The sequence below is a fragment of the Methanocella conradii HZ254 genome, from assembly GCF_000251105.1.
Taxonomy (GTDB): domain Archaea; phylum Halobacteriota; class Methanocellia; order Methanocellales; family Methanocellaceae; genus Methanocella; species Methanocella conradii.
On the sequence record NC_017034.1, the window covers coordinates 1081879 to 1099349 of the forward strand.

Consider the following 17471-nt stretch of genomic DNA (forward strand, 5'->3'; position numbering starts at 1 on the left):
ACAGAAAAATGCATCATATGGCTGGTAAAAGGGGTGGGCGGCAAGCCATGCTAAGCTCTTAAAAAGGCCCTATCGCCGGAAGCAAGACCACAAAACGGGCACCCTTCGTATGGTCACCAGGAACGCGATCCTCGACAGCAACCCTACCCCCATACCCGCTGACAAGCGTATACACCAGATAAAGGCCTATCCCATGGCCCGTAGTCCTCCCCCGCTTTAGCCCCAAAAACAGCTCCTTTTTAACCTCATCCGGGATGCCCGGCCCATCATCCTCAATGCTCACCCTACAATAAGCTTTACCCGCCTCGGAAACCCTCTCAAGCCTGACGCCTATGGAAAGCCGGCCCGACGAGTGCTTTATCGAGTTACCGACGATATTCTCGAACACGTCGTACAATAGTTCATTAGCCTTGACCATGCACGGGCAGGCCGCGTATCCGATCGTCACCTCCCTGCCGGGCACGCTAGAAAACCGGGTAATAACGCTTTTCAGGACCTTATCGACATCCATGGCCACGACCTTCATCCCGCCGCGCTCCACTATCTGAAGCTTCCTGACGTTCGTTATCAGCCTCGAGCTACTATTAAGTGAATCCAGCGCGCTCTGCAATAGCCTTCGCTCTTCGCCCCCTGCTATGGCGAGCGCCATCTCAAGATAGCCCATGCACGACTGGTTCATATTATTTATATCGTGGCCCATAAGGTCGAGGTACGTTTCGGCCTGCCTTTTTGCGTTTTGCAGCTCTTCCTCAGCCTTCTTTCTCTCCGTGACGTCTTCCAGCGTTTCGACCGCGCCAATGACGTTACCCCTGCTATCCTTAATGGCCGTGGCCGTAAAATAGAGCCATTTACCCCCATCGCCAAGCCCGGGGAAGAAATCGGTGGCCTCAAACGCCTCCTCAAGAAGCTTCGACTTACTGTATTTATTGCCATACCATCTTGGCATCTCGTCGACCGCCCCTTCGACGAGAAGGTCGGCCATACACGGCCGCTCCTCCTTATAGAACGCCTTCCAGTGCCGGGTCGTGCCCACTATGTCTGCCGCCTTAATCTTAGAATAGTGCTCAAGGGCCTTATTCCAGTAGACGACGCGATGCTCCTTATCGATGACGAACTGGGGTATGGGCGAGCCCTGGATGACGGAGGTCAACATCTCTATCCGTCTCTCACGCTCATCCAAAAGCCCCTCCACCATTTGAAGGCACTCCTCTATCTTTTTACGTATCCTTGAAAATGACTCCATGCTGTCGGCACGATCCTCTCTGCCGCTCAACCTTGCCATAAAGGAGCGATTTTACTGCCAGACTATTAAAAATAACACAATGAATACGTATTGTAAGCCAGTTAAAAAGACATTATTTGCATTGTGAATTATACATTGAATTTAATAACTAATGTTTTGATTTATTATTAAGGATATATGGCCCTCGACCATGTGTTAGCTACGAGAAAAGGGTTTTCAGGTGGGTGATGTTTTTAGGGTTTAGAATCGCTAAGCCAATGGTTCCTCTTCTTATTAGTTTGCCCGAAGGGCAAACAAACTTGGGGGGTCCACGAGGGGCGCGCCGCGCGGAGCGCTCTAGCTAAAAGCAAAGCGAAGCCCCCCTTTAGTTTCTAGTAAAAGAAGATATAATATAAAACTATCTATTTTCAAAGTACAAGCATTTCATCGCATCATGCCCATGTCGCCTCTGCGGCGCTGCATCATCTCACAATAGTTACATAGCGTCCTGCCGGACAGTATGGGAGTGCCACATATGCGGCACTTGTTGACGCCCCCCTCCGGTGCACCTGGATATGGCGCATAGCTCTGGCCCGCATCCGGCCGGTAACGCCTGTCCTCGTCCGCCTTCATCATTTTTGCTATTTTCACCTGCTCGCGGATCACGTATTCTAGATACTTGCTCAATGCGAACATGTATACCGTATCGAGAGCGCCGACGGCGATATAGTCGCCTTCGAAATTGGAGGTGACGCACTCCGTCGGGCCATCGAAGCGATAGCTAAGAAGTACGGCGCCCTTCTTGTTAAGCACGTAAACGGCCTTATCGCCCGTGGTCACGAACACGAGGCTGCCATCGCCCGAGGCCTTTATGCTGGTTATCGGCCCGGACACGCTCTGCCGCCAGAGAAGGTGGCCGTTCTTCTCCGTATAATACACGAAACCATTCGCAAAGCCTATGGCCACGTATCTGCCGTCCTCAGTTATAGAGATGTCCATGATGCGCTGCGAGTACGTGTTACACGAGAGCTCCCCGCCCCTATCGCTTATCTGGTGGAAGGCGTTATTCATGAACTCGAGAGCGAAGCTGTTCTCGCCATCATGCGAGGTGTACACGTAGAGCACCGGAGACTGCGCCTGGAACTCCCACCTTAGCTCGCCATTGCGGGTTAGCATGTATGCCTTTCCATCGTTGGAGCCGACCATAACAAGGCTTCCGCTGCCCGATATGGATACGCTGTTCACGGGCTTCTGGCAATCCTTCTTCCATGCGAGCGTGCCCTTCTCGCTAAAGGCCCTAACCTGGCCATCCTCGGACCCCACCACGACAAGCGTGCCGTCTGGCGCCATGTCCATTGAGTTGATCCGCCTGCTTATCCGGCAGGACCAGGCCTCGTTGCCGTACTTGTCAAAAAATGAGACGACGTTATCTTTTGAGTAGGATGCCACAAAGCGCCCGTCATCTGACGCTTTCACATACTGCACGTCATCTCCTGTAGTGTTCGCCCACAGCAGCTTCCCGCCATAGTTCATTAAATAAACATCATGGTCTCCGGAGCCTGCCGCGACGAACGATGCGTCGGGCGTCATATAGATGGCCGTTACCTTACCGTTGACGCACCTCTTCCACTCCGGCTTTAATATCTGTTCTGGCTGCATCCAGGGTCCCCTATCCTTTATGTAATAAGAAACCGATTTATTATAAGGATAGTGGTACTACCCTATATAGTCATCCTATTTTTTCTCTCTTCAACACATAACGTTCCGTTCCAGTTTCAAAGCCCTTTCCCGCGTACTCGAACCCGCACTTTTCCAGCAGCCTGATGGAAGCCTTATTATGGGCGTGCGTCTCGGCCACGATACGCCTCACTCCATGGTGGGCGAAAGCCCAATCAATCAAGGCTCTCACGGCCTCGGAGCCATAGCCCCTACGCCGGTAAGGCCCGATGACCGAATAGCCGATCATGGCCTCGCCATTAAATGGGGCGCCGGTGAAGCCGCCTATGCCGATTAGGGTTCTTTTGTCCTCCACGAGCACCCAGTACCAGCCCAGCCACCCGAAAAGCCCGGGATGCCCTTCGAGACGAGACAGAAACTCTTCCCTCGCCTCAGCCCACACGCCAGGAGGCCACCCGTCCCCGACTTCGGCGCCCAGCGCAGCCGCCAGGCTTTCTCGGCCCTGCAGGTCAGCCTTCATCAGCATGACAGAGCCTGCGATAAGCTCCAGGTGGCAAGTACGAATCCGGTAATCCTCCATCAATACGGATAATGCCATATCACTTTAAAAGCATCACGCCCTCCAGGCCCGTATTAAATGAGAGCACAGCATTCCATAAAGAATTATAATTACGGTCCTCTTTGCTCATTTAATGCGCCATCTTTGCCAAGTTTATATTAAAAACTATACGATTTTATTATGCGGGTGAAAAATGATGGTCGGATTGAGAAAGATGGCAACTTTGTTGATGGCCGCCATGGTCGTCCTATGCCTGGTCGGCATCGCCACCCCGGCATTCGCTCAGATGTACGGTGGAAAAGGCATGCCCCAGGCCGCTAACGTGGGGGCTAATGCCAACATGGGCATGGGCAAGAGCATCCCGCAGGCGTCGAACCTGGGCAAGGGAATGCCTCAGGCTAACGTGCCAATGGGCAAAGGCATCCCGCAAGCCGCCAACGTGGGGGCTAACGCCAACATGGGCCTCGGTAAAGGGATGGGCAAAGGCGGCGGATATGGCGGAGCAGGGATGGGCTATAGCGGCCAGATGACCGTGCCAGGCTCATACTAGAATAAAAGCCCGAATGGAAATGGGGCGGTTACATCGCCCCCACATTTTTCATTTCTATTGATTATACGATACATTTATGCCCTGCCAGAATTATCAAAGCCACGCATGCTTGAAGGGCTATTATTCGAGTCATTCGTGGCGATGGGCACGATCGCCTTTGCAATGTCAGGGGCCTTTAAGGCGATAAGGCACGAGTTTGACGTGCTGGGCTTGCTCGTGCTGGGCTTTTCCACGGCGCTCGGCGGAGGATTGATAAGGGATGCGCTCCTCCACAGGACGCCTGCGGCGTTCATAGATGACGGCCCGGCCGTATACGCCCTTATTGGCTGCGCCATTACCATGCTCTCTCACCGCCTTTCACGGAAGCATGTCTTCGGCCTGACAGATCCAAACAGCAGGGCTTTTCTTTTCCTGGACGCCATCGGCCTCGCCGCTTTCACGGTTATGGGCGCGAGCGCCGGTGCTGCATCTGGATTGAATGCCTTTGGCATCGTCATGCTAGCCGCGCTGACGGGGGTTGGCGGGGGCATGATCCGGGACGTCCTGGCTGGTGAAACGCCGCTCGTCCTTAAGGAGGACTTCTATGCCACTGCAACCATCATAGGGGCGATCATATTTTTCGCCATGTACAGGCTATCTTTTGCTATGGCGACTGTAACTGCCGCCAGTTTCATGGTTACGCTGCTGCTGAGGCTGCTGGCCATACAATATAGGTGGCAGCTTCCAAAGCCAAAACTATAAGGCTATCCAGCATTTATAATGCAAATCTAAAAAATGAGTGAAAGAGTGATAACATGCCTTATTATATACCCGTTGAGAACAGGAATACGTATCTGCGATTCAGGGAAGCGCTGGAGGACTCAGAAAGCCCAAACATAGACGATTTTCTCAACGAGCTGCTTGACCTGTGGGAAGAGCAAGACTCGAATATCTAAGGTCTCATGTAGAACCGCCACTTACAAAACATGTCAGATGGGTGAGGGTCGGGGGGAGCGAAAAGGCATTCGACGCAAATACGCTCATCTATGGCCCGGGCGAAGCTTGTGAACTCAGCCCTGTGCATCTCTCGGCAGACGTATTCCTCGAGGCCCCGCCGTAGGCGGGCTTCCTGGGTCGGGCACGATGGCGTCGATATGATGACCTCGTCCTCCTTTTCTGCTATATCATAGCCCACGATGATGGCCCATGGGAAGTACCTGAGCGCCCTGACGAAGCCCTTCAGCCCCTTTTCTTTTATATTAAACCTTTTGACGATATCCTTCGCTGCCATAGAGGCCACGCGGCCCCACACTTGTTCATTTATCTTCTCGGCCACGGGCTGGCCATAACGCTCTCCAACGTAGATGAACCAGAAGGCGTCCACCACGCGATAGTGCCAGAGAAGGAATTGAAGGTATTCTTTTGCCTCTTCTTTACTCATTTCCTCGAAGATTTGCAGGTTCATTTTAGCCTCCTTTCCTATGATTCGAGTAGAGGAGGCTTAATGCTTTCTATTTTATGCCTGCCAGCCCGTAGATGAGCGATGCTGCGGCAATCGTGCCCCTGCGGAAGTTCTCAAGGCTAAAGTGCTCATTAGGCGAGTGTAGCTGGTCTCCTGGGTCGCCCCAGCCCAGCATGAGTATATCATCGATGCCGACCGCTTTCAGGGCTATGACCGCGCCGATGCTCCCCCCGTCTCTCATGAACACCGGCCTCCGGCCGAAGCCCTCCTCGATAGCACGCTCCGCGGCCTTTATCGCAACGCTATCCCTGGGCACGATTAGAGCGCCGGTGCTAGAGATGGTAGATACTTTTACCTTAACCCCACAGGGCGCCAGGGACATGACATACCTCTCGAATAGCCTGGCAATTTCACCCGGGTCCTGGTCCGGGACCAGCCTCATGCTCACCTTGGCCCCCGCCTGCGCCGGTATGATGGTCTTGGAGCCTTCGCCCTGGAAGCCTCCCCATATGCCGTTGATATCCAAAGTAGGACGCGCCCTGGTGCTCTCAAGCACCGTATACCCTTCCTCAGGCACAAGCGCATCTACCCCCAGCCGGGCTTTCTCTGCCTCCTCATCGAAAGGCAAGCCCGCCATCTCCTCCCTCTCCCAGGGCTCTATGTCATGAACACTGTCATAAAAGCCGGGGATGAGCACCTTACCGCGGGCATCCTTCAGCCCGCCTAATATCCATGAAAGCGCCATGGCCGGGTTAGCCACCGCCCCGCCATACAGCCCGGAGTGCACGTCATGGCTGGGGCCGTAGACGTCTATTTGCATATATAATAACCCCCTAAGGCCATAGCATATCATCGGCATGTCATCCCTGTACTTTGAGCCGTCGGAAAGGGCGGCCACGTCAGCGTTTAAAAGCTCCCTGTGGCCTGACGCAAATGACATGAAGTTGGGGCTGCCTATCTCCTCCTCGCCCTCCATGACTATCTTAATGTTCAGGGGCGGCTTTCCCTCCATTGCGAGGATGGACTCGATGGCGTTGAAAAACGTTAGTAGTTGCCCTTTGTCATCGGTTGCGCCCCTGGCGAATATGTTACCGTCACGTATCACAGGCGTAAATGGGGGAGTACACCACTGGTCTACCGGATCGGGGGGCTGGACGTCGTAGTGGCCATAAACTAAGAGCGTCGGGGCGTCCTTGTATGGGCAAAGCCCGGCATACATCACAGGATGGCCGGGCGTCTCATATAGTGCGCCTTTAAAGCCGAGGCGCTCCGCCTCTTTGAGCAGCCATTCGGCGGCTCGCCTGACGTCTCCTGAGTATGCCGGGAGCGTGCTTATGCTTGGTATTTTCAAAAAGTCGATGAGTTTTTTGGCGTAGGCATCCTGGCTGTCCTCGATATGGGCCAGGACTGGCCGCGGTATATAATGCTCCACATTAACACCTATCTAAGGCAATATGCTTTACCAGGAATAATAATTTCGGGCCGCTCACAAAAAGGCTTTATGCCCCGTTGCCGCTAACTTATCATGAGGTAATCGTACGGGCAAGCTCGACTCCATCGCCAGCAGGCTGAAGGACGCCGAAAAGGGCCATGAGGAATACGTGGTCATACCTGAAGGTGCCGCCCCTCCGGACCACGACTTCATGCCATCCTGGCTTTATGGCGACGCCTACTATGAGGGCCAGCGGGTATTGGTGAAATACCTCAAGGAATACGAGGGCGTAAGGCTGGAAGACGCGATAGGCGGAACGCCCGTCAGCAATGATGCCGGCGAGTGCTATCTAATCGAAAGCTCATCCGATTTTCCTTTGGGTAAAATTGATAGGGAGAGCGCCCGGAAAGCGCTCCTGTCGAATTTGCGCTTGCTGAGGGGCATCGGCCCTGGCACCGAGGCAAAGCTTAAGAAGGCTGGATACCACACTATTGAGGACCTTCTCGCACATAAACGCTGGAGGGCACAGGCCAGGCGTCTCCTGGGCATCATCGACTCCGGAGATGCCTGTCGAATACAGGAGGAGGTGTGGCACTGGCTGCCCAGGTCGCACCCGTTGAACCTGCACATCACAGCATTCACGAACGTCGAGCAGCTGGTGGCGCTGGACATCGAGACCATGGGGCTTTTTTCGAGGCCTATCATACTATTTGGCGCGGCTTTTACCAAAGGCGAGAAGATAATCACGAGGCAATACCTGGCCAGGGGAGTGGAGGAGGAGGCGGCAGCAATAGAGGAGTTTTGCTCACTGGTTGAAAGCAGCCCTTTAGTATCATATAATGGGCGCTCCTTCGACGTGCCTTACATAAACCAGCGACGGGTGTACTATGGCCTGGGTGGCGGCCTGCAGAACGTCCACTTTGACCTGCTCCCGCTCGCCCGCCGTGCCTTCAGGCATAAGCTCCCCGACGCCCGGCTCACCACGGTCGAGAAGTATTTATTCGGGCAGGAGAGAAAGGATGACGTGCCCGGCGCACTCGTGCCAGAGTTCTACGAGGAGTACCTGCACACCAAAAACCCGGGGCCGCTCATCCCTATCGTCGAGCACAACAGGAACGACCTGGCCACGCTTGCCAGGCTCTACTCAAAGCTCTGCGAGGATTGCAATGGGAGCGGTTGAGGAGTACATAAGGGACCTTAAGGCATCTGCCCCTTATGGACAGATTGCCCATGTGGAGGAGATAGACGAGCGGGAGCCCTCCTTTGACGACGTGAGCCACGCTTTGCACCCCAGGCTGAGAGGCTACCTGGACTCCCATAAGATAAGGCTATACTCGCATCAGGCGAGGGCCATTGACCTGGCACTGGATGGCAAGAACGTCATAATAACTACGCCCACCGCTTCGGGCAAGACGCTCGCCTTTAACGTCCCCGTCTTCGAGGCATTATTGAACGATAAGAAGGCTACTGCGCTCTACCTTTACCCAATGAAGGCCCTCTCCAACGATCAGCTTAAAACCCTTAAATCGATGGATTTGGAGCTGGGCACTAAAGCCATGCCCTCCATATACGATGGGGATACGCCGCAGTCGGCTCGCCCGGGGATACGCGACACAGCCCGCATCATCGTGAGCAACCCATATGCCATACACCGCTATCTGCCATGGCATGACAGGTGGAGGAGGCTCTTTTCCGGGTTGAGGTTTGTGGTCATCGATGAGGCACACACTTATAGGGGGATATATGGCTCAGGCGTGGCGATGCTCATCCGGCGGCTTAGGAGGATACTGAAAAGATATGGGTCGGATCCTCAATTCATCTTGTCGTCGGCCACGGTGGCGAACCCCGAGGAGCTATCGTTCAAGCTGACTGGCAAGCAGTTCGAGGTGGTCTCAAAAGACGGCTCGGGCAGGGGCAAGAAATATTTCATGTTCTGGAACCCCCCGATTGAGGGCGAATCAAGGGGGTCCACTCATCAGGAGACCATGCGCTTATTGGTTAGCCAGCTCGACCACGGCTTGCAGACGATATGCTTCACGCCATCGCGCAGGATGGCTGAGCTCATCGGAAAATGGGCCAGGGAGTACGATAATGGCCGCTTCAGGGACGTGATAGCGTCCTATAGGGCCGGCTACCTTCCGGAGGACAGGAGGCGCATCGAAGACGACTTAAAAAATAGAAGGCTGATGGGGGTGACATCCACTAACGCCCTCGAGGTGGGGATAGACATAGGCTCCCTTGACTCTGTCATAATTTCAGGCTACCCCGGCACTAGGATATCCACATGGCAGCAAGCGGGCAGAGCGGGGAGGGGGATGAGCGAGTCACTGGTCACGCTTGTCGCATTCGACAACCCCCTTGATCAATATTATATGAAGCACCCAGACCGCTTTTTCCACTCCAAAAATGAGGAGGCAATAGTAGACCTCCGTAATCCGTATATTCTGATGGGCCACCTTATGTGCGCCTCCGCCGAGCTGCCCCTCACCTCAGACGACTCCGCGTACTTTGGAGACTTTTCCGAGGCGCTGGAGGCATTGTCTTCAGCCAGCATCCTCCGACGCACTCCCAGGGGCTTCGTTTATGGCGGCACGAAAAGCCCATCCGAGATAGTAGACCTCAAGAACATTTCCAGCCACACTGTAAGGGTGATGTGCGGCTCAGAATTGCTGGAGACCATGGAGGCGTCCAGGGCTTGTTCTGAGGCCCATAATGGTGCGGTCTTACTGCATCAGGGGGAAACCTACCTCATTGAAGACCTCGACTTAAAGCTGGGCATCGCCAGGGCCGTCCAGAAAGACGTAGACTACTATACTGAAGCCCTTAAGCTATCTGACGTCGCCATTAGAAGGGAAAGGATGAGGAAAACCGTTAATGGCATAGACGTGCACGTAGGCGATGTCACCGTTACCGAGCAATACTATGAGTATGCCATGAAGCGCTACGAGAAGCTTCTGGGATATTTCCCCCTTGACCTCCCACCGCAGACTTTTGAGTCCGTGGCGTTGTGGTTTACATTACCTGATGACTTGCATCAGGGCATGCTTGCGGAGAATAGGGATTTCAACGGCGGCATCCATGCCGTGGAGCATGCCATGATAGCGATGGCGCCGCTGTTTGCCTTATGTGACCGCTGGGACATGGGTGGCCTGTCGACGCCTAACCATCCCGATACGAACCTGCCGACCATTTTCATCTATGACGCTTATGAGGGCGGCATTGGCATCGCAGAAAAATGCTATGAGGCGTTCCCTGACCTCGCTAAAGCGACGCTCGAGCTCGTGAGGGATTGCGAGTGTGCCGAGGGTTGCCCGGCGTGCATCTACTCCCCAAAGTGCGGCAACAAGAACAAGCCGCTCGACAAGTCCGCGGCAAAGGAAATACTTGGCAGGGTCGTACAGCCCAGCGATGGGTGAGCGACGCAGGCGCTCGCATATTACTTTCACCTCGCTAACTCAAGTATTAATACTTTCATGACGCATTTGTTGGACGTGGACAGCCTGCTAGAACTCCCCGGCATAGGCGAAAAGATATCGGGCAAGCTCATCGAGCATTTCGGCTCGGAGGAGTCGGCCCTCGAGGTTTTGCGCAAGCACGACGTGGCCAGCCTTTCGAGCGTGCCAGGAATAAGCGAAAAGTACGCCATATCGCTCATCCACGAGGTCATCGCCGGGGAGGAAGGGGTTTCTATCGAAGAATTTCTCCGGACTCAAGAGGCCTATAGCGTTTATGAGAAGATCATCGGCCTGATTCGCTCGTACGCTCACACCCCTTATTCACGGGCAAAGATAAGCACCTTTATACCCTACCCCTCGAAGCGCGCCGACAGGATCAAGGCCATCCAGGCAGAGATAGAGGATTATGTGACGCTGGCCAATACGCTCAAAGACGACGCGGAGCTGAACGCTGCCCTGAAGAAGGTAAGGCACCTGAAGGAGCCCTCAAAAGCCGTTAAGTCAAGGGATAGGGCCATTTTCACTGATAGCAAGGAGGACTATGAAAAGCTAGTCCGCGATGGCGTAGACCGTTACCTCGACGTATACTTTATAGAGAGCATGGGCGAGCTCGTTGACATAGCGAAGGGCTACTCACAGCCGCTCGTGTTAGGCAGCAGGTTCGCAGCGACAGACTTTCCCGACGACATGGGCTTCGAGTTCATGGAAGGAGGCGCCGCCGAGACGTGGTGGCTGGCGCCCGAGGCAGTCATAGCCTTCTTCGCGGCAAACAAGGAGCCTATAGAGGCCTCGCTAAGGGCTATAAAGATAATACGGGAAAGGTCAGGGCACGTCATCTGTAGCCAGCTAGACGATGCAAAGATAAGCGAGCTATCGCAAGAGATGGCACGCATCACGCCCGAAGGGGAGCTTGAGATGGGGGTAGACCCCGAGGTGGACAGGCTAAAGGGCGTGCTAGATAGGCACGGCGAGGCCTTCAAGGCAGCCCTCAAGAAGGCAAACGCAGACCTCCATGAGCGTATGGAGAATAACACCGTTACGCTTAAAGGCTCCCAGCTTTTGGGCATGTTCGGTGAGAAGGGCGAGGCGGGCCTTAAGAGCATGCTTGAAAAGGAGGTCGCAAGGGCCTACTCCGCCGTAATTAATGAGGCAAAGGAGTCCATCAAGGCGCAGCTTGCCCTTAAGCCCTTCGAGATGCAGTACGTGGACATGATGTTTAGCGACGATATCGTCTACCCGATCGAGCTTAACTACCGCGCCGTGGATTCTTTTAAGAGCGCCATAAACAGGCAGCTTTCAAAGCGGAGCCTCGACCTTAAGAGGGGATGCGCGAAGCGCCTCTCAAAGCTTAAGACGGCCTGCATGGAAATGGTCAGGGAGGTCCTGGAGTTTGACACGTACTTCGCCATCGGCTCGTTTGCCGCCGATTACGGGTTGAATATGCCCGCCATTAGCGATAAGGCCGGCATCAGCATCTCTTCGGCATATAACATCTTTTTGAGGGGCCGCGCTAAGAAAGTGGAGCCAGTGAGCTATGCTGTAGGGATTAAGACTAAGGATACTAAAGGGGAGAGGGTGGTCATTTTGAGCGGCGTGAACTCGGGCGGCAAGACCACGATGCTTGACCTGCTGGCGCAGGTCGTCATCCTGAGCCATATGGGTTTCCCTGTGCCTGCCGAGTCCGCCGAGGTGGGCCTGGTGGACGAGCTCATGTATTTCAGCAAGTCTAAGGGCACTCTTACTGCTGGTGCCTTTGAGGCGACTATCAAGAGCTTCTCGAGCGTCATTGGTAAGAGCCGTAAGGTCGTGCTGGTGGATGAGCTCGAGTCCATCACGGAGCCCGGGGCGTCGGCGAAGATAATAGCTGGCATACTTGAGACGCTCCACGAAAACGAGAATAGCATTGCCGTGTTCGTGAGCCACCTGGCTGAGCAGATCCTTGAGAATACGAAGTGCGGGATTCGGGTGGATGGGATCGAGGCGAAGGGATTGGACGCTAACCTGAACCTGATAGTGGACAGGTCTCCCCGCTATAACTATCTCGCCAGGAGCACGCCAGAGCTTATCGTGGAGAGGCTTACCAGGGCGTCAGATGGCGACGAGAAGCTGTTCTACCAAAAGCTTCTCGGTAAGTTTAAAGGCCTCTAGCGAAGAAAAGCCTTCTTAGGCTTAGAGCCTTGAAATAACCACAAACTATTTTCTATCGGAGATGGTGTATGATTATCCTTGAAGGGACATGATGCGTGGGCATTTAAACCAGGCCACATGTGGCATTCACGTAAGGCCTGCAACTGAAGGCGATGTGGAGAGCATGTACGCCCTCGAGCAGATGTGCTTCGACGTCGAGGCGTTCTCCGCGCACCAGCTCCAATACCTCATAAACGCGAAGACTGCGTATTCATTCGTGGCGGAATACGACGACGCCTTCGCGGGATTCATCATCGGCCTGACCAACAGGAACAGGTTCGGGAAGTACGGCCGGATATACACGCTCGACGTGGACTATAGGTTCAGGCGCAGGGGTATAGCCACCATACTGTTAAAAACGCTCATGGAGCGCTTACGCCAGGCGGGGTGTACGAACTGCTTCCTCGAGGTGAAGGTGGACAACGATAAGGCCGTCACCTTATATGAAAAGATGGGGTTCGAGCGGTCTCGCATCGTGCCTAACTACTATTCTGATGGAGTACACGCCCTAAAGATGAAGAAAACGCTTTGACTGTGGGCGTTTTGGCGCTTTTTATCATGGCCGTCATCGCGATGGCGGCGCATGCCAGGTTTAGGGCTACCAGGAGCGCCGTTACCAGTATGGCGCCTGCGCCAATCGCCTGCTGGATCGCATGGATGTCGGTGCCCGGGGAGTAGTTGAGCGCGTATATCGCCGTGCGAATCGCCATGAATATGGGGATTGGCCTGTAGTCAGATAGCAGCGTGATGAACGCCAGGAGCGTCGTCATCGCCATGCCCGCCACCTCGAGGGATAGCGTATCAGCCACGCCGGACACGCTGGAATGTACGGTGTATGCGTCGGTTCCGAGCGGGTTTACATAAATTTCATAGACCTGTCCTCCGAGCATTTTTACCGTTATGGCGTGGGCGGCTTCATGCAAGAACCCGTAGGAAACGTTGGCGGCCCACAGGATGAAAATAAACGTCATGGCCTTTAATATTAGGGTTGTATGCTTTTGATTGGCGTTTTTAAGCATATGCTTTTGTGCAAGCGATAATCGTATAAATCCTTTTTCCTGCTCTATAAAAAATATCGATTATTTAGGCTGGTAAGCCAAAATATTTTTATTATAGCGATTCAATAGTAATGGTTTTTATCGAGGCGCGATTCAAGGATACCTATTTATATTATCCCGGTATTATTGGAGTAGTACAGTGGTATTATCATGCCAAAGATCAGCGTCGATATCCCGCAGGAGCTATTAGACGATTTAATGGTACACGTTGGCAAGGACAAGAAGTTCGTGAGCCAGTCGGACGCCATAAGGACGGCCATTCGCAAGATGCTCGACTCTCTTGATGAGATCGATGAGCGCCATGGCAGGATTCGGAGGGAGAAGTGATGGGCTCGATAGCGCTTTTATCAAGCGGGCTTGATTCCGCCGTCGCCTTTAAGGTTGCGCTGGACGAGTGGGGCGTCGACCTGGCGCTAACCTTCGACTACGGCCAGAGGGCGGCCGAAAAGGAGATAGAGTGCGCACGGAAGATCTGCGAGCGGTTTGGGGTCAGGCACGAGGTCGTGGAGCTTCCGTGGCTAGAGGACGTTACCAGTACTTCGCTCGTGTACAGGGGCGAGAAGGTTCCGACGCTGACCGAGGCGGAGCTTGACGAGAGGGCAAGGGAGACCGCCCACGCCGTCTGGGTGCCTAACCGTAATGGCGCATTCATTAATATCGCCGCCTGCTTCGCAGACTCCCTGGGCATAGGTCTCATAGTCTGCGGCTTTAACGCGGAGGAGGGCGCCACGTTTCCCGATAATACGCCGGAGTTCGTGGAAGCCGTCAATAAGAGCCTATTTTATTCTACCGAGAACCACGCGAAGGTCGTCGCCCCGGTAGCAGGCCTTGATAAGGTGGGCATCGTCAGGAAGGGCGCTAGAATAGGGGCGCCGCTCGACCTTAGCTGGAGTTGCTACTTTTCAGGTGAGAGGCCCTGCGGAAAATGCGAGAGCTGCGTGCGGAGGGCGCGCGCGTTCAGGATGGCCGGAGTGCCGGACCCATCGCTGGTGATACGATGAAGTGCATCGTCGCAGAGGAGCGCATCGACTACGATGGGAGCCAGATAGGCTCGCTCTGGGCCTATACGAAGTTTGGGGTGCAGGATGACAGCATCGTATGCTTCAGGGGCCGCTGTAATATACCCATAAGCCACATGATAGACCTGGAAGACCGCATTCATGGCGAGAGGATAGAGTCGCCGGACATGATTCATTTTATAGTCGAGCATTTTGACATGCCGTCGCTCAGGCTTGCCTATACGAGGCAGCGCCTGCTCGCATGTATAGCCGGAGAGGCCCTTAAAGACATGGGCTTTATCGTCAGCCGTTCGGGTGACGACTTATTTTTTAAAGGCCAGAAGCTGTCCATATCCATCGCCTCCACCGGCGCGGCGAGCAGCAAGATTCATTTCGGCATCAACGTGGAATGCGAGGATTATATGAGCCTGAATAAGATGGGGCTGAAAGACCCGGATGGATTGATGAGACAAATAGGAGAGCGTTACGCAGCCGAGGTTGAAGACATTGAGGAAGATATGAGGAAATCCAGGCCTCTGGAGGTGTTCAGGTGAGGGCGCCGATACGCGAGGTCTTCGTGAGCGCGCAGGGGGAAGGCCCATACGTGGGATACCGGCAAATATTCGTCCGGTTCCCGAGGTGTAACCTGGAATGTAAATACTGCGATACGCCCAGAGATTGGGATGCCGAAAGAAAGTGTAAGGTGGAGCTGAGGCCGGGGACAGGGGAGTTCGTGGACTTCGATAATCCCGTATCCGAGGAGCAGCTCTTAGGCATCATCAAGTCATACGAGCGCATCCATTCCGTCTCGCTCACCGGAGGGGAGCCGCTATTATACGCGAAATTCATAAAGGAGCTCAAGCCTTCGAAGTTCCCGCTCTACCTGGAGACGAACATGACGCTTCCGGAGGGAGCCAGGGAGGTCAAGGACGTGGTAAAATACGTATCCGGGGACTTCAAGCTGCAAGGCCAGTGCGATTTCAAGGGACATTATGAGAAGTACTTCAACGATACTGCACGCTCGTTCAGCATACTGAGGCACACGAGTTTCCGTGATTGTTTCTGTAAGATTATTGTCTCTAGAGACGTTAAGAGGGATGAGGTGCTTCACGCCGTGGACCAGATAAAGGATTGCATAACCGAGCTTATACTTCAGCCCGTGACGCCTGTAAACGGAGTTGAGGCGGCCACGCCGAAACAGCTCTTTGAGCTGCAGGAAGCCGCAATGGACAAGGTCGAGACCGTAAGGATAATACCACAGACGCATAAGATGTGGGGAGCATTATGAGGCTAGGCGTAGTCGAGTACATGGATGCCGCGCACTACCTGCCAGGACATGAGACGTGCGGGAAGGTGCACGGGCACACCTACAGGGTAGAGCTAGTCGTGGAAGGGGAGAAAGGAGAAACCGGCATGGTGATGGACTTTTACGAGATGAAGTCCATCCTGAAGAAGGCGCTGAGCGAGTACGACCACCGCTGCCTGAACGAGGTGGTGGACTACCCGAGCGTCGAGAACCTGTGCGAGGCCATCTACAATAAGCTGCTGGGCGAGATCACCCTGCCCTTCAAGGTAAGAATATGGGAGGGCAAGGGGAAATGGTGCGAGCTTGGCGACCTGTAAGCATTAAAATTTTATCCATTCTTTCTGGTAGGGCAAGTTGATTCTCGCTCTTTTTCTAGTAGTTCTGCCGCCTTGAGCCCTTTTTGGCTAATAATGTAGGCTGTTTCTCTTCCTATCTTTTTACTGGCTAATAGTCCGAGGCGGGCAAGCCCTCTATCTTTACTATAATTGCCCCCATCGCCACAGACCACGCCCCGTATATTCGAATAATCGATGTGCATGCTTTTAGAGATAATATTTATGGTTATGTAAAACGGGTTATTTTTAAAAAATATGAGGACGTCTCCCCGTAATTTACTATCATGGAGCGCATAGTACACTTTAGGCCCAAATACGCGTATCATTTCACTCGCGTATATGTTTATTCCTGTTGCCTGTGTCATCTTTTATTATTTTCTCCTCGTCGAGTCCTCGTTTAAGCTTGAGGCCAACTTTATTTAAGGCTTCTCTCACAATCCGTTAACTGGCCTGCGCAGGGGATTTCTCCATTAGAAGCGTTAGGCTTGTGTGGAGAGATTTTGGGTTTTAGGCTTATAGGCGAGCTTTTTTTCATGGGCCGTTGGTACGTTGTTGGTGGTCCTGGTTAAATATAAATAATTTAATTGCATTTTAATCATTTAAAAAACGGGCGTATGAGATTTAATGCCTTCAGAGGCTCGTGCATGGTGAACGGTAATCTAAACCTTTGTTTCCGTGCCGAGTCCCCGAAGGCGGCGATTTCACGTGCACACTACGGGGAGTGATACAATGAAACCGAACAAAACACTAGTATTGGCCCTATCCGGCTTAATGCTTGCGGTCATCGCAAGCGGCACAGCATTCGCAAACACCTGGCCGGGCAGCGACAGCTCTAAGCTGGTCAATTCTGCTTATGGCTCATGGGAGTCATATATCACCCAGACTTCTGAGCCAACAGTTCCTGGAGGCTCAACGCTCACATGGGATAACTCCTTTAAAAATTTGTATGGAGGCACTTATTATCCAACGCTCGTCACCTACGACCAAAACATGCAAAACGAACAGGACACGGCGATAAACGCTGCTCTAACTTATGGTCAAAGGTATCCAACGTCAGCGTCGGAGTATTTCACTGGCAGCCGTGCAGCAGCTTCGAGTTCGGGCTGGCATTGCATGTACGTGAGCCATTACTATGGGGCCACTATTGGGGATACGGCGATACCTACAACCGGGCCTCAATTCGTCGAGCAATCCTATAATGTGCGATAGCACTAGATGGCCTATAAAAACTTTTAATTTTTTAGCAGTGAA

20 protein-coding genes are annotated in these 17471 nt (G+C 53.5%); 13 read left to right on the forward strand and 7 right to left on the reverse strand.

The window, feature by feature from the left end; genetic code table 11:
• Nucleotides 1–58: 58 nt before the first annotated feature.
• The 3 genes from MTC_RS05565 to MTC_RS05575 all read right to left on the reverse strand — a co-directional run bounded on the left by MTC_RS05565 (nucleotide 59) and on the right by MTC_RS05575 (nucleotide 3497).
• Nucleotides 59–1282 carry an ATP-binding protein gene (locus MTC_RS05565; RefSeq protein WP_237705988.1) on the reverse strand — a complete coding sequence of 408 codons (1224 nt, stop codon included), beginning with the start codon at nucleotides 1280–1282 and terminating at the stop codon, nucleotides 59–61.
• 384 nt (nucleotides 1283–1666) lie between these two features.
• Nucleotides 1667–2881, reverse strand: a complete 1215-nt coding sequence (locus MTC_RS05570) for a WD40 repeat domain-containing protein (protein WP_014405710.1) — start codon at nucleotides 2879–2881, stop codon at nucleotides 1667–1669.
• Nucleotides 2882–2951: 70 nt separating this feature from the next.
• Complete coding sequence (locus MTC_RS05575; RefSeq protein WP_237705989.1) at nucleotides 2952–3497, reverse strand: GNAT family N-acetyltransferase; 546 nt, start codon at nucleotides 3495–3497, stop codon at nucleotides 2952–2954.
• Between the two features lie 154 nt (nucleotides 3498–3651).
• On the opposite strand from MTC_RS05575, the gene MTC_RS05580 reads away from it, so the two are divergent.
• From MTC_RS05580 to MTC_RS13285, 3 genes are all read left to right on the forward strand, one after another.
• Nucleotides 3652–4008 carry a hypothetical protein gene (locus MTC_RS05580; protein WP_014405712.1) on the forward strand — a complete coding sequence of 119 codons (357 nt, stop codon included), beginning with the start codon at nucleotides 3652–3654 and terminating at the stop codon, nucleotides 4006–4008.
• Nucleotides 4009–4113: 105 nt separating this feature from the next.
• Nucleotides 4114–4749, forward strand: coding sequence for a trimeric intracellular cation channel family protein (locus tag MTC_RS05585; RefSeq protein WP_014405713.1), 636 nt, complete (start codon nucleotides 4114–4116; stop codon nucleotides 4747–4749).
• 53 nt (nucleotides 4750–4802) lie between these two features.
• Nucleotides 4803–4943 (forward strand): hypothetical protein, encoded by a 141-nt coding sequence (locus tag MTC_RS13285; protein ID WP_014405714.1) that lies wholly within the window; start codon nucleotides 4803–4805, stop codon nucleotides 4941–4943.
• Here the strand turns inward: MTC_RS13285 and MTC_RS05590 are convergent.
• The gene (locus tag MTC_RS05590) at nucleotides 4940–5452 is read right to left on the reverse strand and encodes a DUF6125 family protein (protein ID WP_014405715.1); all 513 of its coding nucleotides are present in this window, start codon (nucleotides 5450–5452) and stop codon (nucleotides 4940–4942) included. The genes MTC_RS13285 and MTC_RS05590 overlap by 4 nt on opposite strands.
• A gap of 46 nt (nucleotides 5453–5498) precedes the next feature.
• Nucleotides 5499–6881, reverse strand: a complete 1383-nt coding sequence (locus tag MTC_RS05595) for a dipeptidase (RefSeq protein WP_014405716.1) — start codon at nucleotides 6879–6881, stop codon at nucleotides 5499–5501.
• Between the two features lie 169 nt (nucleotides 6882–7050).
• Here MTC_RS05595 and MTC_RS05600 point away from each other — a divergent pair, with 169 nt between their 5' ends.
• From MTC_RS05600 to MTC_RS05615, 4 genes are all read left to right on the forward strand, one after another.
• Nucleotides 7051–8061 (forward strand): ribonuclease H-like domain-containing protein, encoded by a 1011-nt coding sequence (locus MTC_RS05600; protein WP_014405717.1) that lies wholly within the window; start codon nucleotides 7051–7053, stop codon nucleotides 8059–8061.
• Complete coding sequence (locus MTC_RS05605; protein WP_014405718.1) at nucleotides 8048–10297, forward strand: DEAD/DEAH box helicase; 2250 nt, start codon at nucleotides 8048–8050, stop codon at nucleotides 10295–10297. Before MTC_RS05600 ends, MTC_RS05605 begins: the two co-directional genes overlap by 14 nt.
• A 57-nt stretch (nucleotides 10298–10354) precedes the next feature.
• Nucleotides 10355–12484, forward strand: a complete 2130-nt coding sequence (locus tag MTC_RS05610) for a MutS-related protein (protein WP_014405719.1) — start codon at nucleotides 10355–10357, stop codon at nucleotides 12482–12484.
• Between the two features lie 88 nt (nucleotides 12485–12572).
• Complete coding sequence (locus MTC_RS05615) at nucleotides 12573–13055, forward strand: GNAT family N-acetyltransferase (RefSeq protein WP_237705990.1); 483 nt, start codon at nucleotides 12573–12575, stop codon at nucleotides 13053–13055.
• Here the strand turns inward: MTC_RS05615 and MTC_RS05620 are convergent.
• The gene (locus MTC_RS05620; RefSeq protein ID WP_014405721.1) at nucleotides 13003–13542 is read right to left on the reverse strand and encodes a hypothetical protein; all 540 of its coding nucleotides are present in this window, start codon (nucleotides 13540–13542) and stop codon (nucleotides 13003–13005) included. The two genes, MTC_RS05615 and MTC_RS05620, sit on opposite strands and share 53 nt — an antisense overlap.
• 189 nt (nucleotides 13543–13731) lie before the next feature.
• Between MTC_RS05620 and MTC_RS05625 the strand changes: the two genes are divergently transcribed.
• From MTC_RS05625 to queD, 5 genes are read left to right on the forward strand one after another with little or no spacing between them, the layout of a single operon-like run.
• The gene (locus MTC_RS05625; RefSeq protein WP_014405722.1) at nucleotides 13732–13908 is read left to right on the forward strand and encodes a ribbon-helix-helix domain-containing protein; all 177 of its coding nucleotides are present in this window, start codon (nucleotides 13732–13734) and stop codon (nucleotides 13906–13908) included.
• A complete protein-coding gene (gene queC / locus MTC_RS05630; RefSeq protein ID WP_014405723.1) occupies nucleotides 13908–14582 on the forward strand; it encodes a 7-cyano-7-deazaguanine synthase QueC in 675 nt (224 codons plus the stop codon). Before MTC_RS05625 ends, queC begins: the two co-directional genes overlap by 1 nt.
• A complete protein-coding gene (locus tag MTC_RS05635) occupies nucleotides 14579–15133 on the forward strand; it encodes a DUF366 family protein (RefSeq protein ID WP_014405724.1) in 555 nt (184 codons plus the stop codon). Before queC ends, MTC_RS05635 begins: the two co-directional genes overlap by 4 nt.
• Entirely contained in the window at nucleotides 15130–15867 is a 738-nt protein-coding gene (locus tag MTC_RS05640; protein ID WP_014405725.1) for a 7-carboxy-7-deazaguanine synthase QueE, read from the forward strand. The genes MTC_RS05635 and MTC_RS05640 overlap by 4 nt, the downstream gene beginning before the upstream one ends.
• Nucleotides 15864–16202: a 6-carboxytetrahydropterin synthase QueD gene (queD, locus tag MTC_RS05645; protein ID WP_014405726.1), complete on the forward strand. Its 339-nt coding sequence runs from the start codon at nucleotides 15864–15866 to the stop codon at nucleotides 16200–16202. Before MTC_RS05640 ends, queD begins: the two co-directional genes overlap by 4 nt.
• Nucleotides 16203–16213: 11 nt before the next feature.
• Here queD and MTC_RS05650 read toward each other — a convergent pair whose 3' ends face one another.
• Nucleotides 16214–16585, reverse strand: coding sequence for an archaellum operon transcriptional activator EarA family protein (locus MTC_RS05650; RefSeq protein WP_048189068.1), 372 nt, complete (start codon nucleotides 16583–16585; stop codon nucleotides 16214–16216).
• A gap of 364 nt (nucleotides 16586–16949) precedes the next feature.
• On the opposite strand from MTC_RS05650, the gene MTC_RS05655 reads away from it, so the two are divergent.
• Nucleotides 16950–17429 carry a hypothetical protein gene (locus MTC_RS05655; protein WP_014405728.1) on the forward strand — a complete coding sequence of 160 codons (480 nt, stop codon included), beginning with the start codon at nucleotides 16950–16952 and terminating at the stop codon, nucleotides 17427–17429.
• Nucleotides 17430–17471: the final 42 nt, after the last annotated feature.

Coding starts and splice junctions, on each gene's coding strand:
- MTC_RS05565 (WP_237705988.1), bottom strand. CDS start 1,282: ATGGCAAGGTTGAGCGGCAGAGAGGATCGTGCCGACAGCATGGAGTCA.
- MTC_RS05570 (WP_014405710.1), bottom strand. CDS start 2,881: ATGCAGCCAGAACAGATATTAAAGCCGGAGTGGAAGAGGTGCGTCAAC.
- MTC_RS05575 (WP_237705989.1), bottom strand. CDS start 3,497: ATGGCATTATCCGTATTGATGGAGGATTACCGGATTCGTACTTGCCAC.
- MTC_RS05580 (WP_014405712.1), top strand. CDS start 3,652: ATGATGGTCGGATTGAGAAAGATGGCAACTTTGTTGATGGCCGCCATG.
- MTC_RS05585 (WP_014405713.1), top strand. CDS start 4,114: ATGCTTGAAGGGCTATTATTCGAGTCATTCGTGGCGATGGGCACGATC.
- MTC_RS13285 (WP_014405714.1), top strand. CDS start 4,803: ATGCCTTATTATATACCCGTTGAGAACAGGAATACGTATCTGCGATTC.
- MTC_RS05590 (WP_014405715.1), bottom strand. CDS start 5,452: ATGAACCTGCAAATCTTCGAGGAAATGAGTAAAGAAGAGGCAAAAGAA.
- MTC_RS05605 (WP_014405718.1), top strand. CDS start 8,048: ATGGGAGCGGTTGAGGAGTACATAAGGGACCTTAAGGCATCTGCCCCT.
- MTC_RS05610 (WP_014405719.1), top strand. CDS start 10,355: ATGACGCATTTGTTGGACGTGGACAGCCTGCTAGAACTCCCCGGCATA.
- MTC_RS05615 (WP_237705990.1), top strand. CDS start 12,573: ATGATGCGTGGGCATTTAAACCAGGCCACATGTGGCATTCACGTAAGG.
- MTC_RS05620 (WP_014405721.1), bottom strand. CDS start 13,542: ATGCTTAAAAACGCCAATCAAAAGCATACAACCCTAATATTAAAGGCC.
- MTC_RS05625 (WP_014405722.1), top strand. CDS start 13,732: ATGCCAAAGATCAGCGTCGATATCCCGCAGGAGCTATTAGACGATTTA.
- queC (WP_014405723.1), top strand. CDS start 13,908: ATGGGCTCGATAGCGCTTTTATCAAGCGGGCTTGATTCCGCCGTCGCC.
- MTC_RS05635 (WP_014405724.1), top strand. CDS start 14,579: ATGAAGTGCATCGTCGCAGAGGAGCGCATCGACTACGATGGGAGCCAG.
- queD (WP_014405726.1), top strand. CDS start 15,864: ATGAGGCTAGGCGTAGTCGAGTACATGGATGCCGCGCACTACCTGCCA.
- MTC_RS05650 (WP_048189068.1), bottom strand. CDS start 16,585: ATGACACAGGCAACAGGAATAAACATATACGCGAGTGAAATGATACGC.
- MTC_RS05655 (WP_014405728.1), top strand. CDS start 16,950: ATGAAACCGAACAAAACACTAGTATTGGCCCTATCCGGCTTAATGCTT.